General features: G+C 36.8%; 17 protein-coding genes. 6 read left to right on the top strand and 11 right to left on the bottom strand.

The features are described 5' to 3' along the window. Positions 1–11: 11 nt before the first annotated feature. From AC27H3_RS15100 to AC27H3_RS15090, 3 genes are all read right to left on the bottom strand, one after another. On the bottom strand, positions 12–1511 hold the full coding sequence (locus AC27H3_RS15100) for an MFS transporter (RefSeq protein WP_487107438.1): 1500 nt from the start codon (positions 1509–1511) through the stop codon (positions 12–14). A gap of 206 nt (positions 1512–1717) precedes the next feature. Further along, a complete protein-coding gene (gene def / locus AC27H3_RS15095) occupies positions 1718–2233 on the bottom strand; it encodes a peptide deformylase (protein ID WP_487107436.1) in 516 nt (171 codons plus the stop codon). Between the two features lie 59 nt (positions 2234–2292). Continuing rightward, entirely contained in the window at positions 2293–3570 is a 1278-nt protein-coding gene (locus AC27H3_RS15090; RefSeq protein ID WP_487107434.1) for an MFS transporter, read from the bottom strand. Positions 3571–3995: 425 nt separating this feature from the next. Here AC27H3_RS15090 and AC27H3_RS15085 point away from each other — a divergent pair, with 425 nt between their 5' ends. From AC27H3_RS15085 to recR, 3 genes are all read left to right on the top strand, one after another. Then, positions 3996–4427, top strand: coding sequence for a hypothetical protein (locus tag AC27H3_RS15085; protein WP_487107432.1), 432 nt, complete (start codon positions 3996–3998; stop codon positions 4425–4427). A gap of 176 nt (positions 4428–4603) precedes the next feature. Beyond that, complete coding sequence (locus AC27H3_RS15080) at positions 4604–4975, top strand: energy transducer TonB (RefSeq protein ID WP_487107430.1); 372 nt, start codon at positions 4604–4606, stop codon at positions 4973–4975. Positions 4976–5228: 253 nt separating this feature from the next. Beyond that, entirely contained in the window at positions 5229–5834 is a 606-nt protein-coding gene (gene recR / locus AC27H3_RS15075) for a recombination mediator RecR (protein ID WP_487107428.1), read from the top strand. Positions 5835–5954: 120 nt separating this feature from the next. Here the strand turns inward: recR and AC27H3_RS15070 are convergent, their stop codons facing one another. After that, the gene (locus AC27H3_RS15070; protein ID WP_487107426.1) at positions 5955–7145 is read right to left on the bottom strand and encodes a YbfB/YjiJ family MFS transporter; all 1191 of its coding nucleotides are present in this window, start codon (positions 7143–7145) and stop codon (positions 5955–5957) included. 344 nt (positions 7146–7489) lie between these two features. Between AC27H3_RS15070 and htpG the strand changes: the two genes are divergently transcribed. Both htpG and adk read left to right on the top strand, forming a co-directional pair. Then, complete coding sequence (gene htpG / locus AC27H3_RS15065; RefSeq protein WP_487107425.1) at positions 7490–9451, top strand: molecular chaperone HtpG; 1962 nt, start codon at positions 7490–7492, stop codon at positions 9449–9451. Between the two features lie 180 nt (positions 9452–9631). After that, positions 9632–10276 (top strand): adenylate kinase, encoded by a 645-nt coding sequence (gene adk / locus AC27H3_RS15060; protein ID WP_487107424.1) that lies wholly within the window; start codon positions 9632–9634, stop codon positions 10274–10276. Positions 10277–10490: 214 nt separating this feature from the next. On the opposite strand, the gene msrA is transcribed toward adk, so the two are convergent. Further along, complete coding sequence (msrA, locus tag AC27H3_RS15055; protein WP_487107423.1) at positions 10491–11090, bottom strand: peptide-methionine (S)-S-oxide reductase MsrA; 600 nt, start codon at positions 11088–11090, stop codon at positions 10491–10493. 291 nt (positions 11091–11381) lie between these two features. Here msrA and AC27H3_RS15050 point away from each other — a divergent pair, with 291 nt between their 5' ends. Then, positions 11382–11777 carry an MAPEG family protein gene (locus AC27H3_RS15050; protein WP_487107421.1) on the top strand — a complete coding sequence of 132 codons (396 nt, stop codon included), beginning with the start codon at positions 11382–11384 and terminating at the stop codon, positions 11775–11777. Between the two features lie 73 nt (positions 11778–11850). Here AC27H3_RS15050 and AC27H3_RS15045 read toward each other — a convergent pair whose 3' ends face one another. From AC27H3_RS15045 to hisA, 6 genes are all read right to left on the bottom strand, one after another. Further along, positions 11851–12321, bottom strand: a complete 471-nt coding sequence (locus AC27H3_RS15045; protein ID WP_487107419.1) for a GNAT family N-acetyltransferase — start codon at positions 12319–12321, stop codon at positions 11851–11853. Positions 12322–12474: 153 nt separating this feature from the next. Next, positions 12475–14787, bottom strand: a complete 2313-nt coding sequence (locus AC27H3_RS15040; protein ID WP_487107417.1) for a bifunctional diguanylate cyclase/phosphodiesterase — start codon at positions 14785–14787, stop codon at positions 12475–12477. A 318-nt stretch (positions 14788–15105) separates the two neighbouring features. Next, positions 15106–15417 carry a hypothetical protein gene (locus tag AC27H3_RS15035; RefSeq protein ID WP_487107415.1) on the bottom strand — a complete coding sequence of 104 codons (312 nt, stop codon included), beginning with the start codon at positions 15415–15417 and terminating at the stop codon, positions 15106–15108. Between the two features lie 305 nt (positions 15418–15722). Continuing rightward, positions 15723–16346 carry a bifunctional phosphoribosyl-AMP cyclohydrolase/phosphoribosyl-ATP diphosphatase HisIE gene (gene hisIE, locus AC27H3_RS15030; protein WP_487107413.1) on the bottom strand — a complete coding sequence of 208 codons (624 nt, stop codon included), beginning with the start codon at positions 16344–16346 and terminating at the stop codon, positions 15723–15725. Further along, positions 16340–17128, bottom strand: coding sequence for an imidazole glycerol phosphate synthase subunit HisF (gene hisF, locus AC27H3_RS15025; protein ID WP_487107411.1), 789 nt, complete (start codon positions 17126–17128; stop codon positions 16340–16342). The genes hisIE and hisF overlap by 7 nt, the downstream gene beginning before the upstream one ends. Next, positions 17110–17847 carry a 1-(5-phosphoribosyl)-5-[(5-phosphoribosylamino)methylideneamino]imidazole-4-carboxamide isomerase gene (gene hisA / locus AC27H3_RS15020; RefSeq protein WP_085305065.1) on the bottom strand — a complete coding sequence of 246 codons (738 nt, stop codon included), beginning with the start codon at positions 17845–17847 and terminating at the stop codon, positions 17110–17112. The genes hisF and hisA overlap by 19 nt, the downstream gene beginning before the upstream one ends. Position 17848: the final 1 nt, after the last annotated feature.

The raw sequence follows: 17848 nt of genomic DNA, 5'->3' as shown, positions 1-17848 counted from the left end.
GGGGATTGTTGTTAATAGTCAGGCTCTTTTACTCTTAGTGTTAATAAACCTGCAACGAGCATACTTACGCCGCCAATAACTAACGAATATACCGGTTGGTTATCGAATACTTTGGTAATGAGGAAGCCTAAAACACTTGCCGCTAATATTTGTGGCAAGACAATAAAAAAATTAAATATTCCCATATATAAGCCCATTTTTTTAGCTGGTAAAGCGTTAGCCAAAATAGCGTAAGGAATTGATAATATAGAAGCCCAAGCGAAACCGATACCGATCATAGAGATAATAAGTAAGGTTGGATCTTTAATAAACAGGAATGAAATAAAGCCCGCGCCACCTAAAAATAGGTTAATCATGTGGGCAATACGTAAATTAAAGTGTTTAACTACCAGTGGAATACAAATAGCAGCGAATACAGAGGTTAAGTTGTAAGCTGAAAATAGTACACCTACCCAATCTGCACCTTCATTAAACGCTGCTGAAGTTACGTCAGAGCTACCAAAATGGAAATCAGTAACTGCTGCTGTGGTATAGGTCCACATAGCAAAAAATGGGAACCACGAAAAAAACTGTACAAAGGCTAATTGCTTCATGGTTTGGGGCATAGAAAACAAATCAGACATGACTTGCGCGAAGCCATTTTTACTATTATTTTTAGCCATTAAGCTGGCGATTAACTGACAAATACCAAAGAAACAAAAACCGCCAGCGAGAATAAATAAATTTTGATCTAGTTGTTCGATATTTAATGCCACTAAAGCAAAACTAACAATACCAACCACTAACCAAATTAAACCGCCAGTGAGATACTTTTGCGCGCTACGGGCAATAAAATCTTCTTCAATATAATCTTTATCTTCAGCTTCTTGAAAGGCCTTTAGCTCGGCAGGAGAGTATTCTTTAGTAGAATATATTGTCCATAAAACAGCGAGTAAAAAGACCACGCCACCAGCATAAAAAGCAAATTTCACGGTGTCGGGAACCATACCAGGCTCTGCAACATTACTAATATTAAACCAGTTGGTCATCATCCAAGGCAGTGATGAGGCAATTACAGAGGCAACCCCGATAAAAAAGCTTTGCATGGCGTAGCCCATTGCACGTTGTTTTCTTGGCAACATATCACCAACAAAAGCTCTAAAGGGTTCCATTGATACGTTTATCGATGCATCCATTATCCATAGCATGCCTGCTGCAACCCATAAAGTAGGGGAGTTAGGCATAATAAATAGCGACAAACTAGCGGCTATTGCACCAAAGAGAAAATAAGGTTTACGACGGCCTAAGCGATTCCATGTATTGTCACTAAAATAACCAATAACCGGTTGAACAAGTAGACCCGTTATTGGAGCTGCAACCCATAAAATAGCCATATTTGAATAATCGGCCCCTAGGGTTTGAAATATTCGACTGACGTTGGAGTTTTGCAGAGCAAAGCCGAATTGTATTCCCATAAAGCCGAAACACATATTCCAAATTTGCCAAAAATTAAGTTGTGGTTTGTTGGTCATAAACGAACTCTTATTGTTATAAATTGTCGTTAATCTTTATTATTCTTAGGTCTCAATATTTTTCTAATAGAATAATAGGTTAACATTATTAATTTCCATCTTAGCAATAGTCTATTAGTTACAACATTAGCTGCATACGTATTCACCTGCTATAAAAGTAAAGCTTGAATAAGTACAAGGAAAAGCAAGCGCTTAGCTAATTAGGTTTAGCTACTTAAGTTTTGTTGACGCCATTGCTGTTCGTCAATGGCATCGCTTTCATCATTTAATCGCTCAATAAAGGTTATACCATCAAGGTGATCTAACTCGTGCTGAAAAATTCTCGCTAGAAATCCGGTTAGGGTTTTATGATGCTTTGTGGCGTTTTCATCAAGATACTTAACTTCTATGCTGGAATATCTGGGGACAAGCGCACGTTTGCCTTTAACACTTAAACAACCTTCCCAAGCTAACTCTTGCTGATGACTCGTTGCAATTATTTCTGGATTTATGATGACACTAGGTGCAAGTAATGGCGCATCTGGATAGCGTTCACTTGGGGCAGAACACATAATAAATAATCTAAGACTTTTACCTACCTGTGGTGCTGCAATACCTACGCCTTTTTCGGCGGTAACGGTAGCTTTTAAATCAACAATTAACTGTTTTATTTCATCAGTGTTAACCTTGTCTACAGGCTTGGAAATAGCCGCCAAGACAGGTGCACCGCGTTGTAAGACCATTAAGGTACTCAAATTTTTTATCTCACTTTGATATTTTGTTCTTTATACTGGGTTATTTGCTAATTAGCCGCTTTATTAGCATGAAACTGACGGGTTTTCTCGCGCTCTTTTTTAAAGTAAAACCAACTCACCATAAACAAAATGACAATAAATGGCAGGCTGGTAAATACCACAACATGCCAACCCGCTTTAAATAATATCCAACCCGCTAATAACGAAGCAGTGGCCTGAAAGCCAAAAATAATAAAGTCGTTGATCGCCTGCACTTTATGTCGTTCGCTGTCGCGATAGCTTTGGGGGAGTAACGATGTGCCTGTGAGGAAAAGAAAATTCCAGCCAATACCCAATAACACTAATGCCCACCAATAATGCATCACTTGCTCACCAGACAATACAATTACGGTAACCACAGCATAAATAACGGTGCCGACTAACATTAAGTTCTTTAAACCAATGCGTTTAACTAATAACGCAGTAAATAAAGAAGGAATAAACATAGCAGCAATATGACTTTGAATGACCCACTTTGTATCGTTTAAGCTATGACCATGTAATTTATGCATACTTAATGGCGTTGCAGTCATTAAATAACTCATAAGCGCAAAACCAATAGCGGCCGAGAGAATCGAAATTATAAAAATAGGTTGTTTAATAATGACACTTAATGGCCGAATTTCACCTGGGTTATTATTGTGTTTTGCTTGTGGATTTTTAAAGCTAAGCATTAAGAACATAGCCACAACAAAGAGCCCAGAAAGACATAAAAATGAACCGACATAACCATAAGGTGAGCTGATCCAGTCTTTGGCAGTTACGGCAATTTCAGGGCCTAAAAAAGCGGAAAAAATACCGCTAAGCATTAAAATAGAAAGTACTCTGGGTATTTCATTGCTGTCACTGACGCTTTCAATCGCGGCAAAACGTAATTGTTGAATAAATGCGGTACTGATACCAAAAAATAAACTGGCTAATACCAACAGCTCGAAACTGCCATTTAACGCAGCAATTGCTGCCAACATAGTCCCTGAAAACCCCAAACTGAAACCAGTGAATGATGCAAAACGACGGCCCTTTTTTTTAGCTAATAAAGCCGCAGGAATAGCGCCACTAGCTACACCGAGTATCATCATAGTAACGGGCAAGGTAACTAAAGCGGGGTCTGCACCCATGCTGGTGGCTAATATGCCGCCTATAAACACAATAACCGGCGACGCCGCCATAACTAAAGGCTGCACTAAAAATAGTAACCAGACATTTTTAGGTAGAACAAATAATCTCTGTAAAGCAAAAAAGCTTAAGATTAATAACGCAAGGGTAATGATAATATTCGTGAGCATGGTTGACCCTACAATTGCCAAAGCTAAAGATTAAGCTAGATGTTGTTACACCAATCTATAATACTGATTATTAAACTAATTATTCGTTTTTTTAAATTCGGCACGATAATTTTCTAAAGACAAACTTAGCACAATATCAACCACAAAGTTGAGTAAGTATTTATTATATCGGTAAATTTATAATACCTTAGTTTATCAGCCTAAGTTTGTAGATAGGTGCCATATTACAATTATATGGTAAGGTGACTTGCCTCGGCTCATTATTCATAATGCACATTTTTTACAAACAAAGTGTAGTTTGAAATGGCAAATGATTACTGGTAACTTATTTATAATATTAAAAAAAGTTTATTGTGCCTAATATGATTTCGAGTTTTATTTTGAATAAATCGAAATGCGCATTAATACACTGCTATGAGTAAAAGATGAATAAGGAAATCATGAGAATACTTTTAGTTTTATGGTTATTTACTTCTACAGTTTTCGCTACCGAAAGTAACGTGGAAGAGTCTTTTGATAAGGCTCAAGTTACTTTTGTTTCAGCAGCCCAGCAATTCGATGGAAGTTGGTGCTTTAAAGTATCAGTTAGACATAACGATGAAGACTGGGAGCATTATGCTGATGGTTGGGATATTTTGGATGCGTCTCATAATATATTATGGGAGAAAACATTAACTCACCCTCATGTATATGAACAACCATTTACAAGACGTTTATGTGATATCAAAATTCCTCCTAAAATTCAAAAACTAGTTGTCCGAGCAAAGTGCAATAGGCACAGTTATGGTGATAAAACCATTACTGTCGATCTTACAAATCCTAAAGGTATTGGCTACGAAGTTAAACGGTTTGATTAGAGTTAATATTCATCTGTCAATTGCATAAATGTAAAGTGGAGGCTGGTAATGCTTTGATGTTATGAGTTAAAGCCGCAAGGTACTTCAGTAGGGTGTCGAGTTTTATTTTGAATAAATTGAAATGCTGTTTTTCTAAAAGAACAACTTTAAAGTTTCGTTATATTTAAGGATTATTAATGTGTAAATTTATAGCAATATTATTTTGTACAACTTTAATTAGCTGTGCCTCAACTCAAGTAAATAAAAGCACTGATCAGACTGTATACCAACTTAACCAAGTTGATGCACCAACTAAGTGGATTGTTCATATTTCACCAAAGTATCCAAAGAAAGCTGCAGAAGAAAAAGTTGAGGGCTGGGCTAAAATGTCGGCGGTTATTTCTGAGAATGGTCGAGTAACCAATATAAATGTTTTAGATTCTCAGCCTGAAGGTATATTTGAAAGTGAAGCTAAAAGAGCATTTAGTAAATGGCTATATAAGCCCGCATTGCTAAATGGAAAAACCGTTAAAACTTATAGAGAAGAAATAGTAGAGTTTAAAATATAAGTAGCTAAAGTAATTGTTAGGTGCCCGACATGGACTTATTGCAATTATTAGGGGTTGAGCACTTTTATTATATTACGCAGCAAACCCAGTTGTTCGACAATTGCGAATCTATGGTGTTCGTTTATTTCTATCAATAATTTCTTTTAATTATTTATTATCAATCTTTATACCTGATGATAAACTGTGCTCTTAATATTATTCATTTGCTTAGCGTTAAGTAAATGAAAGTCAACCAAGCCAAGAAAGAGTCGTAATGAAATTTAGCCCGTTAGTTCAAGAACTTATTGATTCATTAAAGTGTTTACCTGGTGTTGGTGCAAAGTCAGCACAACGTATGGCTTTTCATTTACTTGAGCGCAATCGCCATGGTGGCAGTAAGCTTTCTCAAACGTTAGCACGCGCTATGGAAAATATTGGTCATTGCCAACAATGTCGTAATTTTACTGAAGAAGAGCTATGTGAAATTTGTCAAAGTCCTAAGCGCAAAATAGCCACGCAATTATGTATTGTTGAAACACCTGCGGACGTTATTGCGATAGAGCAAACCGGTGAGTTTCAAGGTCGCTATTTTGTGCTAATGGGGCATTTATCTCCGCTTGATGGTATTGGTCCCGATGATTTAGGTTTAGATATTTTAGAAAAACAATTAGCAACAGGGCAATTTAGTGAAGTTATTTTAGCCACTAACCCAACTGTAGAGGGCGAAGCCACCGCGCACTTTATTGCTGAACTTACCCAAACCTATGATGTTGAAATATCAAGAATTGCACACGGTGTGCCTGTTGGTGGTGAATTAGAATATGTTGACGGTAATACATTGTCGCATGCCTTGTCGGGGCGCAAAAACTATAACTTTTAGTGCTAACTTGTTTTATATCTTTCAGCTTTTTTGCTCAGAACTCTGCTAAGTCTATTGGCTTTAACTTGTGAATACACTTAGCAGTGAATGTAGCCGTGAATGGCGCTTAACAGCAAAATACTAGCCAATATTTTTAACAGGTGTTTTAACAATTAAATTTGTTTGTGCATATTTAAGTAATAATATTCCACAACAAACAATAAACGCGGTGAGATAAAGTGCCGCGTTATAATTATGAAATTTCGCGATTAACGCCACGCAATATAGCGGCGCCACCACTTGCCCTACACCATAAGCTGCGGTAATTAATCCCATAATAAAAACTGGGTTTTTACCTGCGAGTTGGCCACCATAATTCATAAACAATGACACAAGCCCAATAAAGGTGGCTCCGAATAAAATGCCACTGATCAAATTAAGATAAATATTAGCGGAAAATATCGGGATTAAAATACCAACCACCTGCAACGCCATTGCCACCATCATAATATCGATACTGTTATATTTGTGTGCTAAACGCATCCAGATAATACAAGAAGGAATTCCGGCTAAACCTACCGCTAACCAAGCGTAACCACCATAACCGTCGAGTCCAGGTAATGAGTTAACAATATCAGGTAAAAACGTTGCTTGAACTACCATGCCTACACCTTCAGTAAAGTAGGCTAGTGCCAATACAATAACTAGGGGAGTAAATAGTGATTTATCAAATTTATGTTTAACAACTTGCTCTGCAGGTTGTTTTTCAAAACTGAGAATATAGCCTGAATAACAAGCGAACACGGTACCTGCAATGGCTAATACGAACCAAGCATTTTGCCAGTTACCGCCAGAAGAAAATACAGCACGCATAATTAAATCAGACACTAAAATAGAAAAGCCTAAGCCACTAAAGTGAATACCCATTGCTTTAGTTTTATTGGTGTTTTGTAACTTTGACATCACAATAGCCGAGCCCACAACAAGTGCCATGGCAGCACCGAACCCTGCGAGTAAACGTGATATTAACCAAATAATGTTATTTTCATTAAAGGCCAAAATCAGGGATGTTAAAATACATAAAACTAAGCCGATACGAAAGAATTTAACTTTGGCGTGTATATCTTTTATAAAAATTGAAAAAATTGAGCCAGATAAATAACCGACATAATTAATCGATGCCAATAAGCCTGCAAAAGCAATACTGAGGTCTTCTTCTAACATAGCAGGGAGTAATGATGTAAAAGCAAATCGCGCAACTCCAACACCAATAACTAACGCCAAAATACCTGCTAATAAAATAGCGGCATTGTTGTTTCGATCAAAAAGCATATTGAATCCCTGTGAGACACTTATTCTTAAAAGAAGTCTGCGCCTGACTTGCGCAATAAAAGGTGAAGCTTCAATGTAAAGATTGACGTTGCCAGAAGCAAATTATTATTTTTGATGTAGGGTATTTAAAAATATTTGTTGCTTACTTTTATTAGGCTTTATGCAGTTTCAGAGCTTTAGATATAACACAATGAAATTTTGCGCTCGAATAAAAATTTTAATTATGTGCTTGAAAACATTTTTGCGACCCCCACATGTTAGTTATCGAGTGAGTATTAAACAAAAGTGTTTACTACGCACAATTATCAAATGTTTTCATGTTAGTTAGATTAGGAAGTTTCAAGATGTCAGAAGCAGGTCAAAAAGAAGTTCATGGTTTTCAAACCGAAGTAAAACAACTATTACAGTTGATGATTCACTCACTTTATTCAAACAAAGAAATATTTTTACGTGAGTTAGTTTCTAATGCCGCAGATGCCGCTGATAAGTTACGTTTTAAAGCATTATCGAACGCTGATCTCTATGAAGGCGACGGTGATTTACGTGTTCGTGTAAGTTGTGATAAAGAAAACAATACCTTAACAATTTCTGATAACGGTATTGGTATGACACATGACCAAATCATTGAGCATTTAGGTACCATTGCTAAATCAGGCACGGCTGAGTTTTTCTCACAACTTTCTGGAGACCAAGCGTCTGACTCACAATTAATTGGTCAATTTGGTGTTGGTTTTTACTCTGCATTTATCGTTGCTGACTCAGTAACTGTTCGTTCACGCGCTGCAGGTGTTGCTGCCTCTGAAGGTGTTGAATGGACAAGTGCCGGTGAAGGTGAATTCACTACGGCTAAAATCGAAAAAACTAACCGTGGTACTGACATTATTCTTCACTTAAAAGAAGAAGAAAGCGAGTATGCTGACGATTGGCGTTTAAAGTCGATAGTCACTAAATACTCTGATCATATCTCTGTATCTGTAGAAATGTTAACACCTGAAGTTCCTGCTGTTGAAGCGGTAGCTGAAGTAAAAGACGACGAAGGTAATGTTACTTCACCAGCTATTGAAGCACGCGATGCTGTTCCTGCACTTTGGGAACCGGTAAACAAAGCAACAGCGCTTTGGACTCGTGAAAAATCTGACGTTTCAGACGAAGAATATAAAGAGTTTTATAAGCATGTTTCACACGACTTTGGCGACCCGCTTTTATGGGAACACAACAAAGTAGAAGGTAAAACAGAATATACTTCATTACTTTATATCCCGTCGAAAGCACCATTTGACATGCACAACCGTGAAAAACAGCATGGTTTAAAACTGTTTGTTCAACGTGTATTTATTATGGATGATGCTGAGCAATTTATGCCTAGCTATTTACGTTTCGTGAAAGGTTTATTAGATTCAAACGATTTACCTTTGAACGTATCACGTGAAATTTTACAAGATAACAAAATCACAGAAGCAATTCGCAAGGGTTGTACTAAACGTGTTTTAAAAATGCTTGAAAAATTAGGCAACAAAGACGCTGAACAATATCAACTATTTTGGAATGAATTTGGCCAAGTGCTTAAAGAAGGTCCAGCAGAAGATTCAGCCAATAAAGATGGTATTGCAAAACTTATGCGCTTTGCTTCTACACATCAAGATAACAGTATGCAAAGTACTTCATTTGCCCAATATATTGAGCGTATGAAAGAAGGCCAAGATAAAATTTATTATGTGGTTGCAGACAGCTTTGAAGCCGCTAAAAATAGCCCGCACTTAGAAGTATTTCGCAAGAAAGGCATTGAGGTTTTATTAATGTCTGACCGTATCGATGAATGGTTAGTAAGCCATTTAACTGAGTTTGACGGTAAGCAATTACAGTCTGTAACTCGTGGCGGTTTAGACCTTGGCGATATGGATGATGCAGAAACTAAAGAAGCTCAAGAAAAACTTGAACAAGAATTTGATTCTGTTGTTACTCGTATTAAAACAGCGCTTGAAGGCAAAGCTAAAGACGTTAAAATTTCACAACGTTTAACTGACTCTCCAGCGTGTATTGTTGCCGACGAGCATGACATGAGCAGCCAAATGATGAAGTTAATGCAATCGGTTGGTCAAGAAGTACCAGATTCATTACCAATTTTTGAAATTAACGCTGAGCATGACTTAATTAAACATGTTGCTGATGAACAAGACGATGCACAATTTAAGCAATGGGCTGAAGTTTTATTTGAACAAGCTATGCTAGCAGAACGTGGCAGCTTAAAAGACCCAGCTACATTTGTGTCACGTTTAAACAAGTTAATGCTAAGCCTGACTAAATAGTAACAACTTAGGTTGAATACTACTTAAGTCATAATGTCGTTAGACTTTAGTCAAAAAAAGGAGCTTTTTAGCTCCTTTTTTGTTTATTTACAGTGCTTACCACTTGTTTGAAATCCTTTGAAAATGTATAGTGTTTGCAATTTCGAAAACCAATTCATTTATTAAATAGGGTTATACTAAATGCGCATTATTTTATTAGGTGCACCTGGTGCCGGTAAGGGTACTCAAGCACAATTTTTAATGGCTAAATTTGGCATTCCACAAATTTCTACTGGTGATATGCTTCGTGCTGCAATTAAAGCAGGTACTGATCTTGGTAAAAAAGCTAAAGCAGTAATGGACGCAGGTCAGCTCGTTTCTGATGAATTAATTATTGGTTTAGTTAAAGAGCGTATTGCTCAAGATGACTGTAAAGCTGGTTTTTTACTGGATGGTTTTCCTCGCACTATTCCTCAAGCCGACGCAATGAAAGAAAATGGCGTTGCGGTTGATTATGTTATTGAATTTGACGTACCAGACGAAGTTATTGTTGAACGTATGGCTGGTCGCCGTGTTCATGCTGGCTCTGGTCGCGTTTATCATATCGTTTATAATCCACCGAAAGTGGAAGGTAAAGATGATGTATCTGGCGATGAATTAGCAATTCGTCCTGATGATGAAGAAGCTACTGTGCGTAAGCGTTTAGGCATTTATCATGAACAAACCAAGCCACTTGTTGCTTATTACCGAGCTGAAGCTAAAGCAGATGCTTGTGCTTATTTAACCATTGACGGCACTCAGCCAGTTGAACAAGTTAGTGCATTGTTAGATGAGAAACTATCTTAAGTTAAACCTAAGATAAACAATGTTGCGTTACGTTAAAATGATAAAGCTCGCCTAGGCGAGCTTTTTTGTATATGGCGTTTGAGTTTACTATTAAACTTGCTACGAAGCTTTATCTAAACCGCTACCGTTTATTGAATTGATTGACGAGCCATAATTTAAATTCAGTAACATTACTGCAGCTTAATTTTCGGGATATTACATAAAACTAATGTAATTAATGCGTTGTTCTGTCTCCCCAAATTTCGTCTAAACGATTATCTCTGCCACATCGCCAGCGATAGGTGTTGTATCGAATCGGGTTGTTTTTATAATAATCTTGATGATAACTTTCTTCTCCTTTTATAGGGTAGAAGGTACTAGTGTTTAATATAGGCGTAACAACCGTTTGATCAGGAAACTCTGCTTTTACTGCTGATTTTGTTGCTTCAGCGAGTTTACGCTCTTGCTCGTTAGCGACAAAAATAGCACTTAGGTAACTTGGACCTTTATCACAAAATTGCCCTTTGGCATCAAATGGGTCAATGTTTACCCAGTAATGATCGAGTATAGCCTGATAGCTGACTAAGGTTGGATCATAAGTTATTTCTACCGCCTCATAATGGCCGGTATGATCGCCATTATAGGTGGGATTCTTTATCTTTCCGCCAGTAAAGCCAGATATAACATTGGTAACGCCGGGGAGCTTTTCGAAATCAGATTCCATACACCAAAAACAACCGCCAGCTAAAATAGCTTTCTTGCTTTCAGCTGCATGGCCTAACGATGCATAAATAAGTACCGAAGATGTTAAAACTAAGCCTAGAATTTTTTTCATAATTATCTCACGTCTAAAAAGTGGATGTATAAAGCGTTATGTAGTTAACCATAGTAGACCTGCTATTAATCAAAAGCATTTCATTTTTTATCATTATTAAAATTGCCTGACGTTGAAGTAATCTAATAGTTACAGCGAGTTAATTTACTTCATAGCCATATTTAGTGGTATTTACGAGAATTGATAGGTTGCAATGTATAAAGTGTAAATACTGCTATGAATTTAAGTGCTTAATCGTTAATATTTCGCAATAGATGAAATTTATTCATTATTAATCTCAAAGGAAATACCATGACATCGCTTTCAATAACTGGCTTTTATGCAAGCCTATTAGCACTCTTATTTATAGGATTTTCAATTAATATAATTCGTGAACGCTTGAGTGCTAAGGTTGGTATAGGTACAGGTGAGAGCGCAACCTTAGCTAAACGTGTTCGTATTCATGGCAATTTTTCAGAATATGTTCCGTTGGCATTAATACTAATGGGCTGTTATGAAATAAATGGCGCGTCGGCTTTATTGTTACACTTTCTTGGCGGTGTTTTATTGTTAGCACGTTTGGCGCACGCTATTGGTATTAGTAAAACAATTGGTAGCTCTAAGCCTCGTCAAATAGGTGTATTGGCAACCTTTATCGTATTACTCGTTTTATCGATAGAAAATATTCGCTTATTTGTTTTTGCCTAAAACTTAAGTCGTTTTTTATTTCTTATAAAAATGCCAACATTACTGTTGGCATTTTTAGTTTTGCAAGTTTAACTTAACGCGTTTTAAGCATAGCAATATGCGGAATTTCATCTTCTAAGTACATCTCGCTCACACGTTCAAAACCATGTTGATTGTAGTACTTTTCTAAGTGCTCTTGTGCTGAGATTTTTACCGTATCATTAGGGAAAATATTAAGGCACAGTGATAAACCTTTACGCATTAATTCATGACCAAGGCCGCTTCCGCGAGCACTTTGGGCAGTTACAACTCGTCCAATACTGATGTTGTTTGGATAAGTTAGCCCTTTAGGAAGAATACGAAGATATGCTGTCATTACATCTGCTTGATAGCAAAATAAGTGCTGAGTATCTGGGTGGCGGTCAAGGTTGTCTAGGTCAGGATAAAAACAACTTTGTTCGACAACAAATATATCAATTCTTAACTTAAGTAAGTCGTAAAGTTCGGCTGTATTTAGTTGCTCGAACGTTTTATTTATCCATAGCTTATCGGTAGGTATACTCATTTTATATCGTTTGTTATCATGTTTCTTTAACAACTAAGATACCTTAAAGGCAGGCTGTACAGCAATAATCAATTGTGAAGTATCGTTAATAATACCAGCCTTATTTATCAATGAAGTTACTTATTAATGACGATATAAATTAAGTTAAAGTGCTTATTTCGCTATTGTTTCTTTAATCAGTAATTGTTCAAAATCAATATCAGACATTGGCATTGCTAATAAATACCCCTGACCATAAAGGCAGCCAGCTTGTGTTAAAAACTCCTTTTGTTGAATAGTTTCAATGCCTTCTGCAATAACATCAATATTGAGTTTACTGGCCATTACTATAATGGCTTCACAAAGTGCTGCATCTTTAGTATCTGCTGACATTTTCTGGATAAAACTTTTATCGATTTTTAAGTAATCAATAGCATAGTTTTTCAAATATGAGAATGAACAGTATCCAGTACCAAAATCATCAATGGCAACAGCAACACCCTGTTGACGAATTTGATCAAGTACCCGAACAACTTCTGTTTGGTTTTCCATTAATAGGTTTTCGGTAATTTCAATGGCTATAGCTTGCGTAGGAAGATTTTGTATTGCCATTGAGTCGACCCAAGCGGTAATTTGCTTTCCTTGGTCTTTATACTGAACTGGTGATGTATTTATGCTGATCATTAGCTCTGGACAAAACATCTCTCGCCAGTATTTTACTTTTTTAGATACTTCAGAAAATATCCATTCGCTGATCTCTACTATCAAGCCTGTTGCTTCTGCAATCGGTATAAAATCTAATGGTGAAATTAAACCTTTTTCAGGGTGCTGCCAACGGATCAGCGCTTCAGCTTTTAACACTTTATTGTTTGATAAGTTGACAATGGGTTGATAAACCATATGAAATTGTTTTTGAGCTAAAGCGATACGTAAATCTTTAATAATTTCCATACGCTTAAGAAAGTCAGTTCGCATATTTTCAGTGAATAGTTGAACACTATTGCGGCCAAAACTTTTAGCATTATACATAGCTTGATCTGCATTCCTTAGCAGCGAATCTATATGAATGGCATCGTTAGGATAAGTAGCAATACCAATACTTGCCGTACAGTGAACACTTTTTTCGTCGATAATAAAGGGTTGGTCAATAGCAACTAATATACTTTGCCCTATGTTTTCAATATCTACAGAAGTAGTAGGGCCTACTAGTACTATAATAAATTCATCACCGCCTAACCTGGCAACGATATCATTTTTTCGAATGCAGCTTTTGATACGTGTAGCACTTGCTATTAGTAATTCATCGCCAACATTATGTCCAAGAGAGTCATTAATATCTTTAAAGTTATCTATATCTAACATTGCGATACTAAGCTGATTTTTTTCTTGTTTCGCAGTCGATAGTGCAGTGTTTAAATGCTCCATTAAAAGATTACGATTTGGCAGTTTTGTTAAACTGTCAAAATTTGCCTGATGCCAAATAGTTTTATCAGCTTTGTCGCGTTCAATAGCAATACGAGCAAGGTTTGATATTTGTTCAATTAAAGCAAAGTCAGTTTTGTTTGGGCTAGACTTTTTACCATGATAAATAGCAAAGGTACCCAGTAAATTATCTTTACTGTCGATAATAGGCTCTGACCAACATGCTGATAAACCAGCTGATTTAGCGAGTGGAGCCCAGGCAGACCAAAAAGGATGTGTTGATATATCGCTCACAATAACTCTTTTTTTTGTGAACGCGGCCGTGCCACAAGATCCCTTGCCTTGACCAATTTCAAAACCGTCTACTGCTTCGTTATAGAAGTCAGGTAAGCTAGGTGCAGCACCTTGTAATAGGAGTTTACCTGACTCATCAATGAGTAAAATACTACACAACATTTTAGGGTGTACTTTTTCAATTCCGAGTATTATGGCTGGCAGTATTTGTGATAATGGTGCAGAGCCAGCAATTAACTCAAGAATTTTATTACGGAGTTGATTTAAGTTGTCACTGCGCAATAGTTGCTGATTTTTATTTTGCATAAATATTGAAAATGCAGCTGCAAAAACGTTAGTTAAAATTAAGGTTACAACAATTCTAAGCAATATAAAGCTTTCAACTTGTTGGCAGGTGAGGTAAAAAATGCCAGTAATTAATGCTGCATTTAAAATACTAGCGACTATCGTTGGTAGTAAATAAAAGCATGCAATTATTAACGGAAAAGCCCAATAAATTAAATTTTCACCTCTAAGCTCAACAGCAACTAAAATTATGATTTGAGCAGAAACAGCAAGTAAATAACTAAATATTTTGGTTTTATTGGTAAATAAAACACCTAAGAATATAATCAAGATCGCTATCATTCCAATTAACGATAGTATTATTTCTACTGTATCTTGAATCTGTATGCTATATAAAAGAATAGGGATAAAAGCAAGAACAGCAGCTGCGCTACCGGTCAAAATAATTTTGCTTTCTAATGGTCGATCTTTCAATTTAGTTGTCATATAACATTAACTTTTCAAGTCTGATTGTTGTTTTTTAATGCGCAATATATAAATTAACTAATACCAAGTTGAATAACTACTACGTTATAAATTGATAAGTAAAATAACTGCTTATTAAATCTTATGTCTTGTAATTATTTGTTTCCGTTATGAAAAAATAGATAACATAATTATTGGAATAGGCAGTAGAAATTATCTTTGTTTGTTAAATAAAAATAGCAGAAATAATAAATAGCGTATATAGCGAGGAAAGAAATTACCAACTACGTAATGGTTAATTATTGTTAATTGATTATCTGATTTCTATATTGAAGTTGTTCAATTATTTGTTAGGTCATGGTTTAAACGTTGAAAGTATTCACCATATTTCTTTCGAGTAATATAGTCGTTAATGTCTATTTTATATTGCTCAATATCGAGTTCTGGATACTCGGTAAATAATACGTTTTTTAAATCATTTTGCTCTAAACAAAGTAAATACGCTAAAGGTAAATATTTAGGGTTGAAGTTTTTTTGGTAAACAGTTGATCTAACTTCTGAGGGACTATAATATTTTTTCTCACCAAAACGGTTTACAAGACTTGGCCTTAATTTGGAACCGTACTTTTTTATAGCATGAAACTTTAACAATGTGCTTTCCTTAGCGTAAATTTTCGAGATGAAAAAAATATTGCGCGAATTATATACAGCAATACATTAATGATCAAATGCTAAACTCTAAACCCTAATATTCTGACTTAATTTGCTGGTATTTGACGACAAATATTCAATTATTAAGTAGGTAAGCAGGTAAGAAGGGACCTTGGCTATTGAAAATGTTAATAAAGTAACTTAGATAACCGATTAAGCGGTTAACTAAGTTACTTATGTATTATTAACTTGCTGATAACTAAATGATAACTTAATGAAAATTGACGGTTAGTTGGCTAGCAGAGTTATTTCTTCTGGTGTCTAGCTTGTAGTACCGCCATAACTTCACTCAGCTCAATATTTTGATCTTGCAGCAGTACAATGGTGTGATAAAACAAATCGGCACATTCGCCTAATAAATCATCTTTGGTTTCAGCTACGGCAGCCAGCGCGACTTCAACACCTTCTTCACCTACTTTTTGTGCCATTTTTGTTGTGCCACGTGAAAATAAATGTGCGGTGTAACTGTCTTCGGGCGCGTCATTTTTGCGACTAGCGATAACTTGCTCAAGATGGCTAAGAAAATTTTGTTGGCTAAGTTTTTGCTCAGGAAAGCAAGATTCTGTACCAAGGTGACAAGTAGGCCCTTGAGGGCGACAGGCAATTAATAAGCTGTCTTGATCGCAATCGGTTACTACTTGGCTGACTTTTAAAAAGTTACCGCTGGTTTCGCCTTTACACCACAAGGCTTGTTTGGCGCGACTGTAAAATGTTGCTAAGCCAGTAGCTAATGTTTTCTCTAACGCTTCAGCATTCATATAACCCTGCATTAGCACAGCACCTGTATCTTGGTGCTGAATAATGGCTGGGATCATGCCATCCATTTTATCCCATGCCAATTGGCTAATATTGTCATTTGTAATTAGCATAATCTGATCTCAACTTTTTCATTTTTTAGGGTTTGCTTTAATTCATCCATCGCGATAATGCCTTTATGGAAAACACTCGCTGCTAGGGCACCGTCAACATCGGCTTGCTGAAAAACATCAACAAAATGTGATATTTTACCTGCGCCGCCTGAAGCGATAAGTGGCACATTACACAAGGCTCTAACTTGTTTTAGTTGATTAATATCATAACCTTGGCGAACACCGTCTTGGTTCATGCAATTTAAAACAATTTCGCCAGCACCGAGTTTTTGCACTTCTTGGATCCAATCTAAAGTGCGCCACTTAGTTTTTTGTGTACGGGCCTCGTCACCGGTAAATTGGTAAACTTGATATTCACCTTTACCGTTATTAGCGTCTTGATTAAAGAAGCTATCAACACCAATAACAATACATTGCTGGCCAAATACATCGGCTAACCGAGCGATTAAGCTAGGATCTCTTAAAGCAGGGGAGTTGATAGAGATTTTATCAGCACCCATCATTAAAATTTGTTTGGCATCTTCTTCTGTTTTTATGCCACCAGCGACACAAAATGGTATATCGATAACTTCTGCAATTCGGCTAACCCAGCTTTTATCAACAACGCGATCGTCTGAGCTCGCGGTAATATCATAAAAAACCAGTTCGTCAGCACCCGCTTCAGCATATTTTTGCGCGAGTGGTACTATGTCGCCAATGATTTCATGGTTCCGAAATTGCACGCCTTTAACCACTTTACCATCACGAACATCAAGACAAGGAATTATGCGTTTGGCCAGCATGCGATTGCCTCCTCTAAGGTAAACTTACCTTCAAGTAATGAGCGGCCCAATATAACGCCGTCAACGCCGGTTGGAATAAGTGCTTTTATATCGTCTAATGAGCCAATGCCGCCTGAAGCTTGCCATTTTATGCTCGGGTATTGCTGACAAAGTTCTTGATACATGCCGACGTTGCTACCGGTTAATGTACCGTCTTTGCTAATGTCGGTGCAAAGTACGTGAATTAAACCTGCGGCAATGTAGTCATCTAATAATGTTTCTAAATTAACGCCACTGTCTTTTATCCAACCGTGAGTTGGTAGGGTTTTGTTACCGTCAGCATCAATTTTTACATCTAATGCTAAAACAATTTTTTCGCCACCAAACTCTGTGATCCAAGTGCGCACTAGGTCAGGCTCTTTTATTGCAAGTGAACCAATAACCACTCGGTCTGCGCCTAAATCAAGTAACTGCTGTACGTCTTCTTTGCAACGTACACCACCACCAACTTGAATGATCATAGTGTCGTGCTTTACTAAGGTTTCAAGTAAAGTTAACTGGCGTTTATGGCTATCTTTTGCCCCGTCTAAATCAACAAAGTGCATTACGGTAGCACCAGCTTTTGCATAAACGTTTTGTCGCTCTTTTGCGCTATATTGATAGTTGGTTTTCTGTTGGTAATCACCTTGAAATAATCGTACGACTTCTCCGTCGATTAAATCAATTGCTGGGATCATCATG

The organism is Colwellia sp. NW0002-52-1 (genome assembly GCF_057550865.1).
The sequence above is the reverse complement of the archived record's forward strand: the minus strand, read 5'-3'. Positions and strand labels throughout refer to the sequence as shown.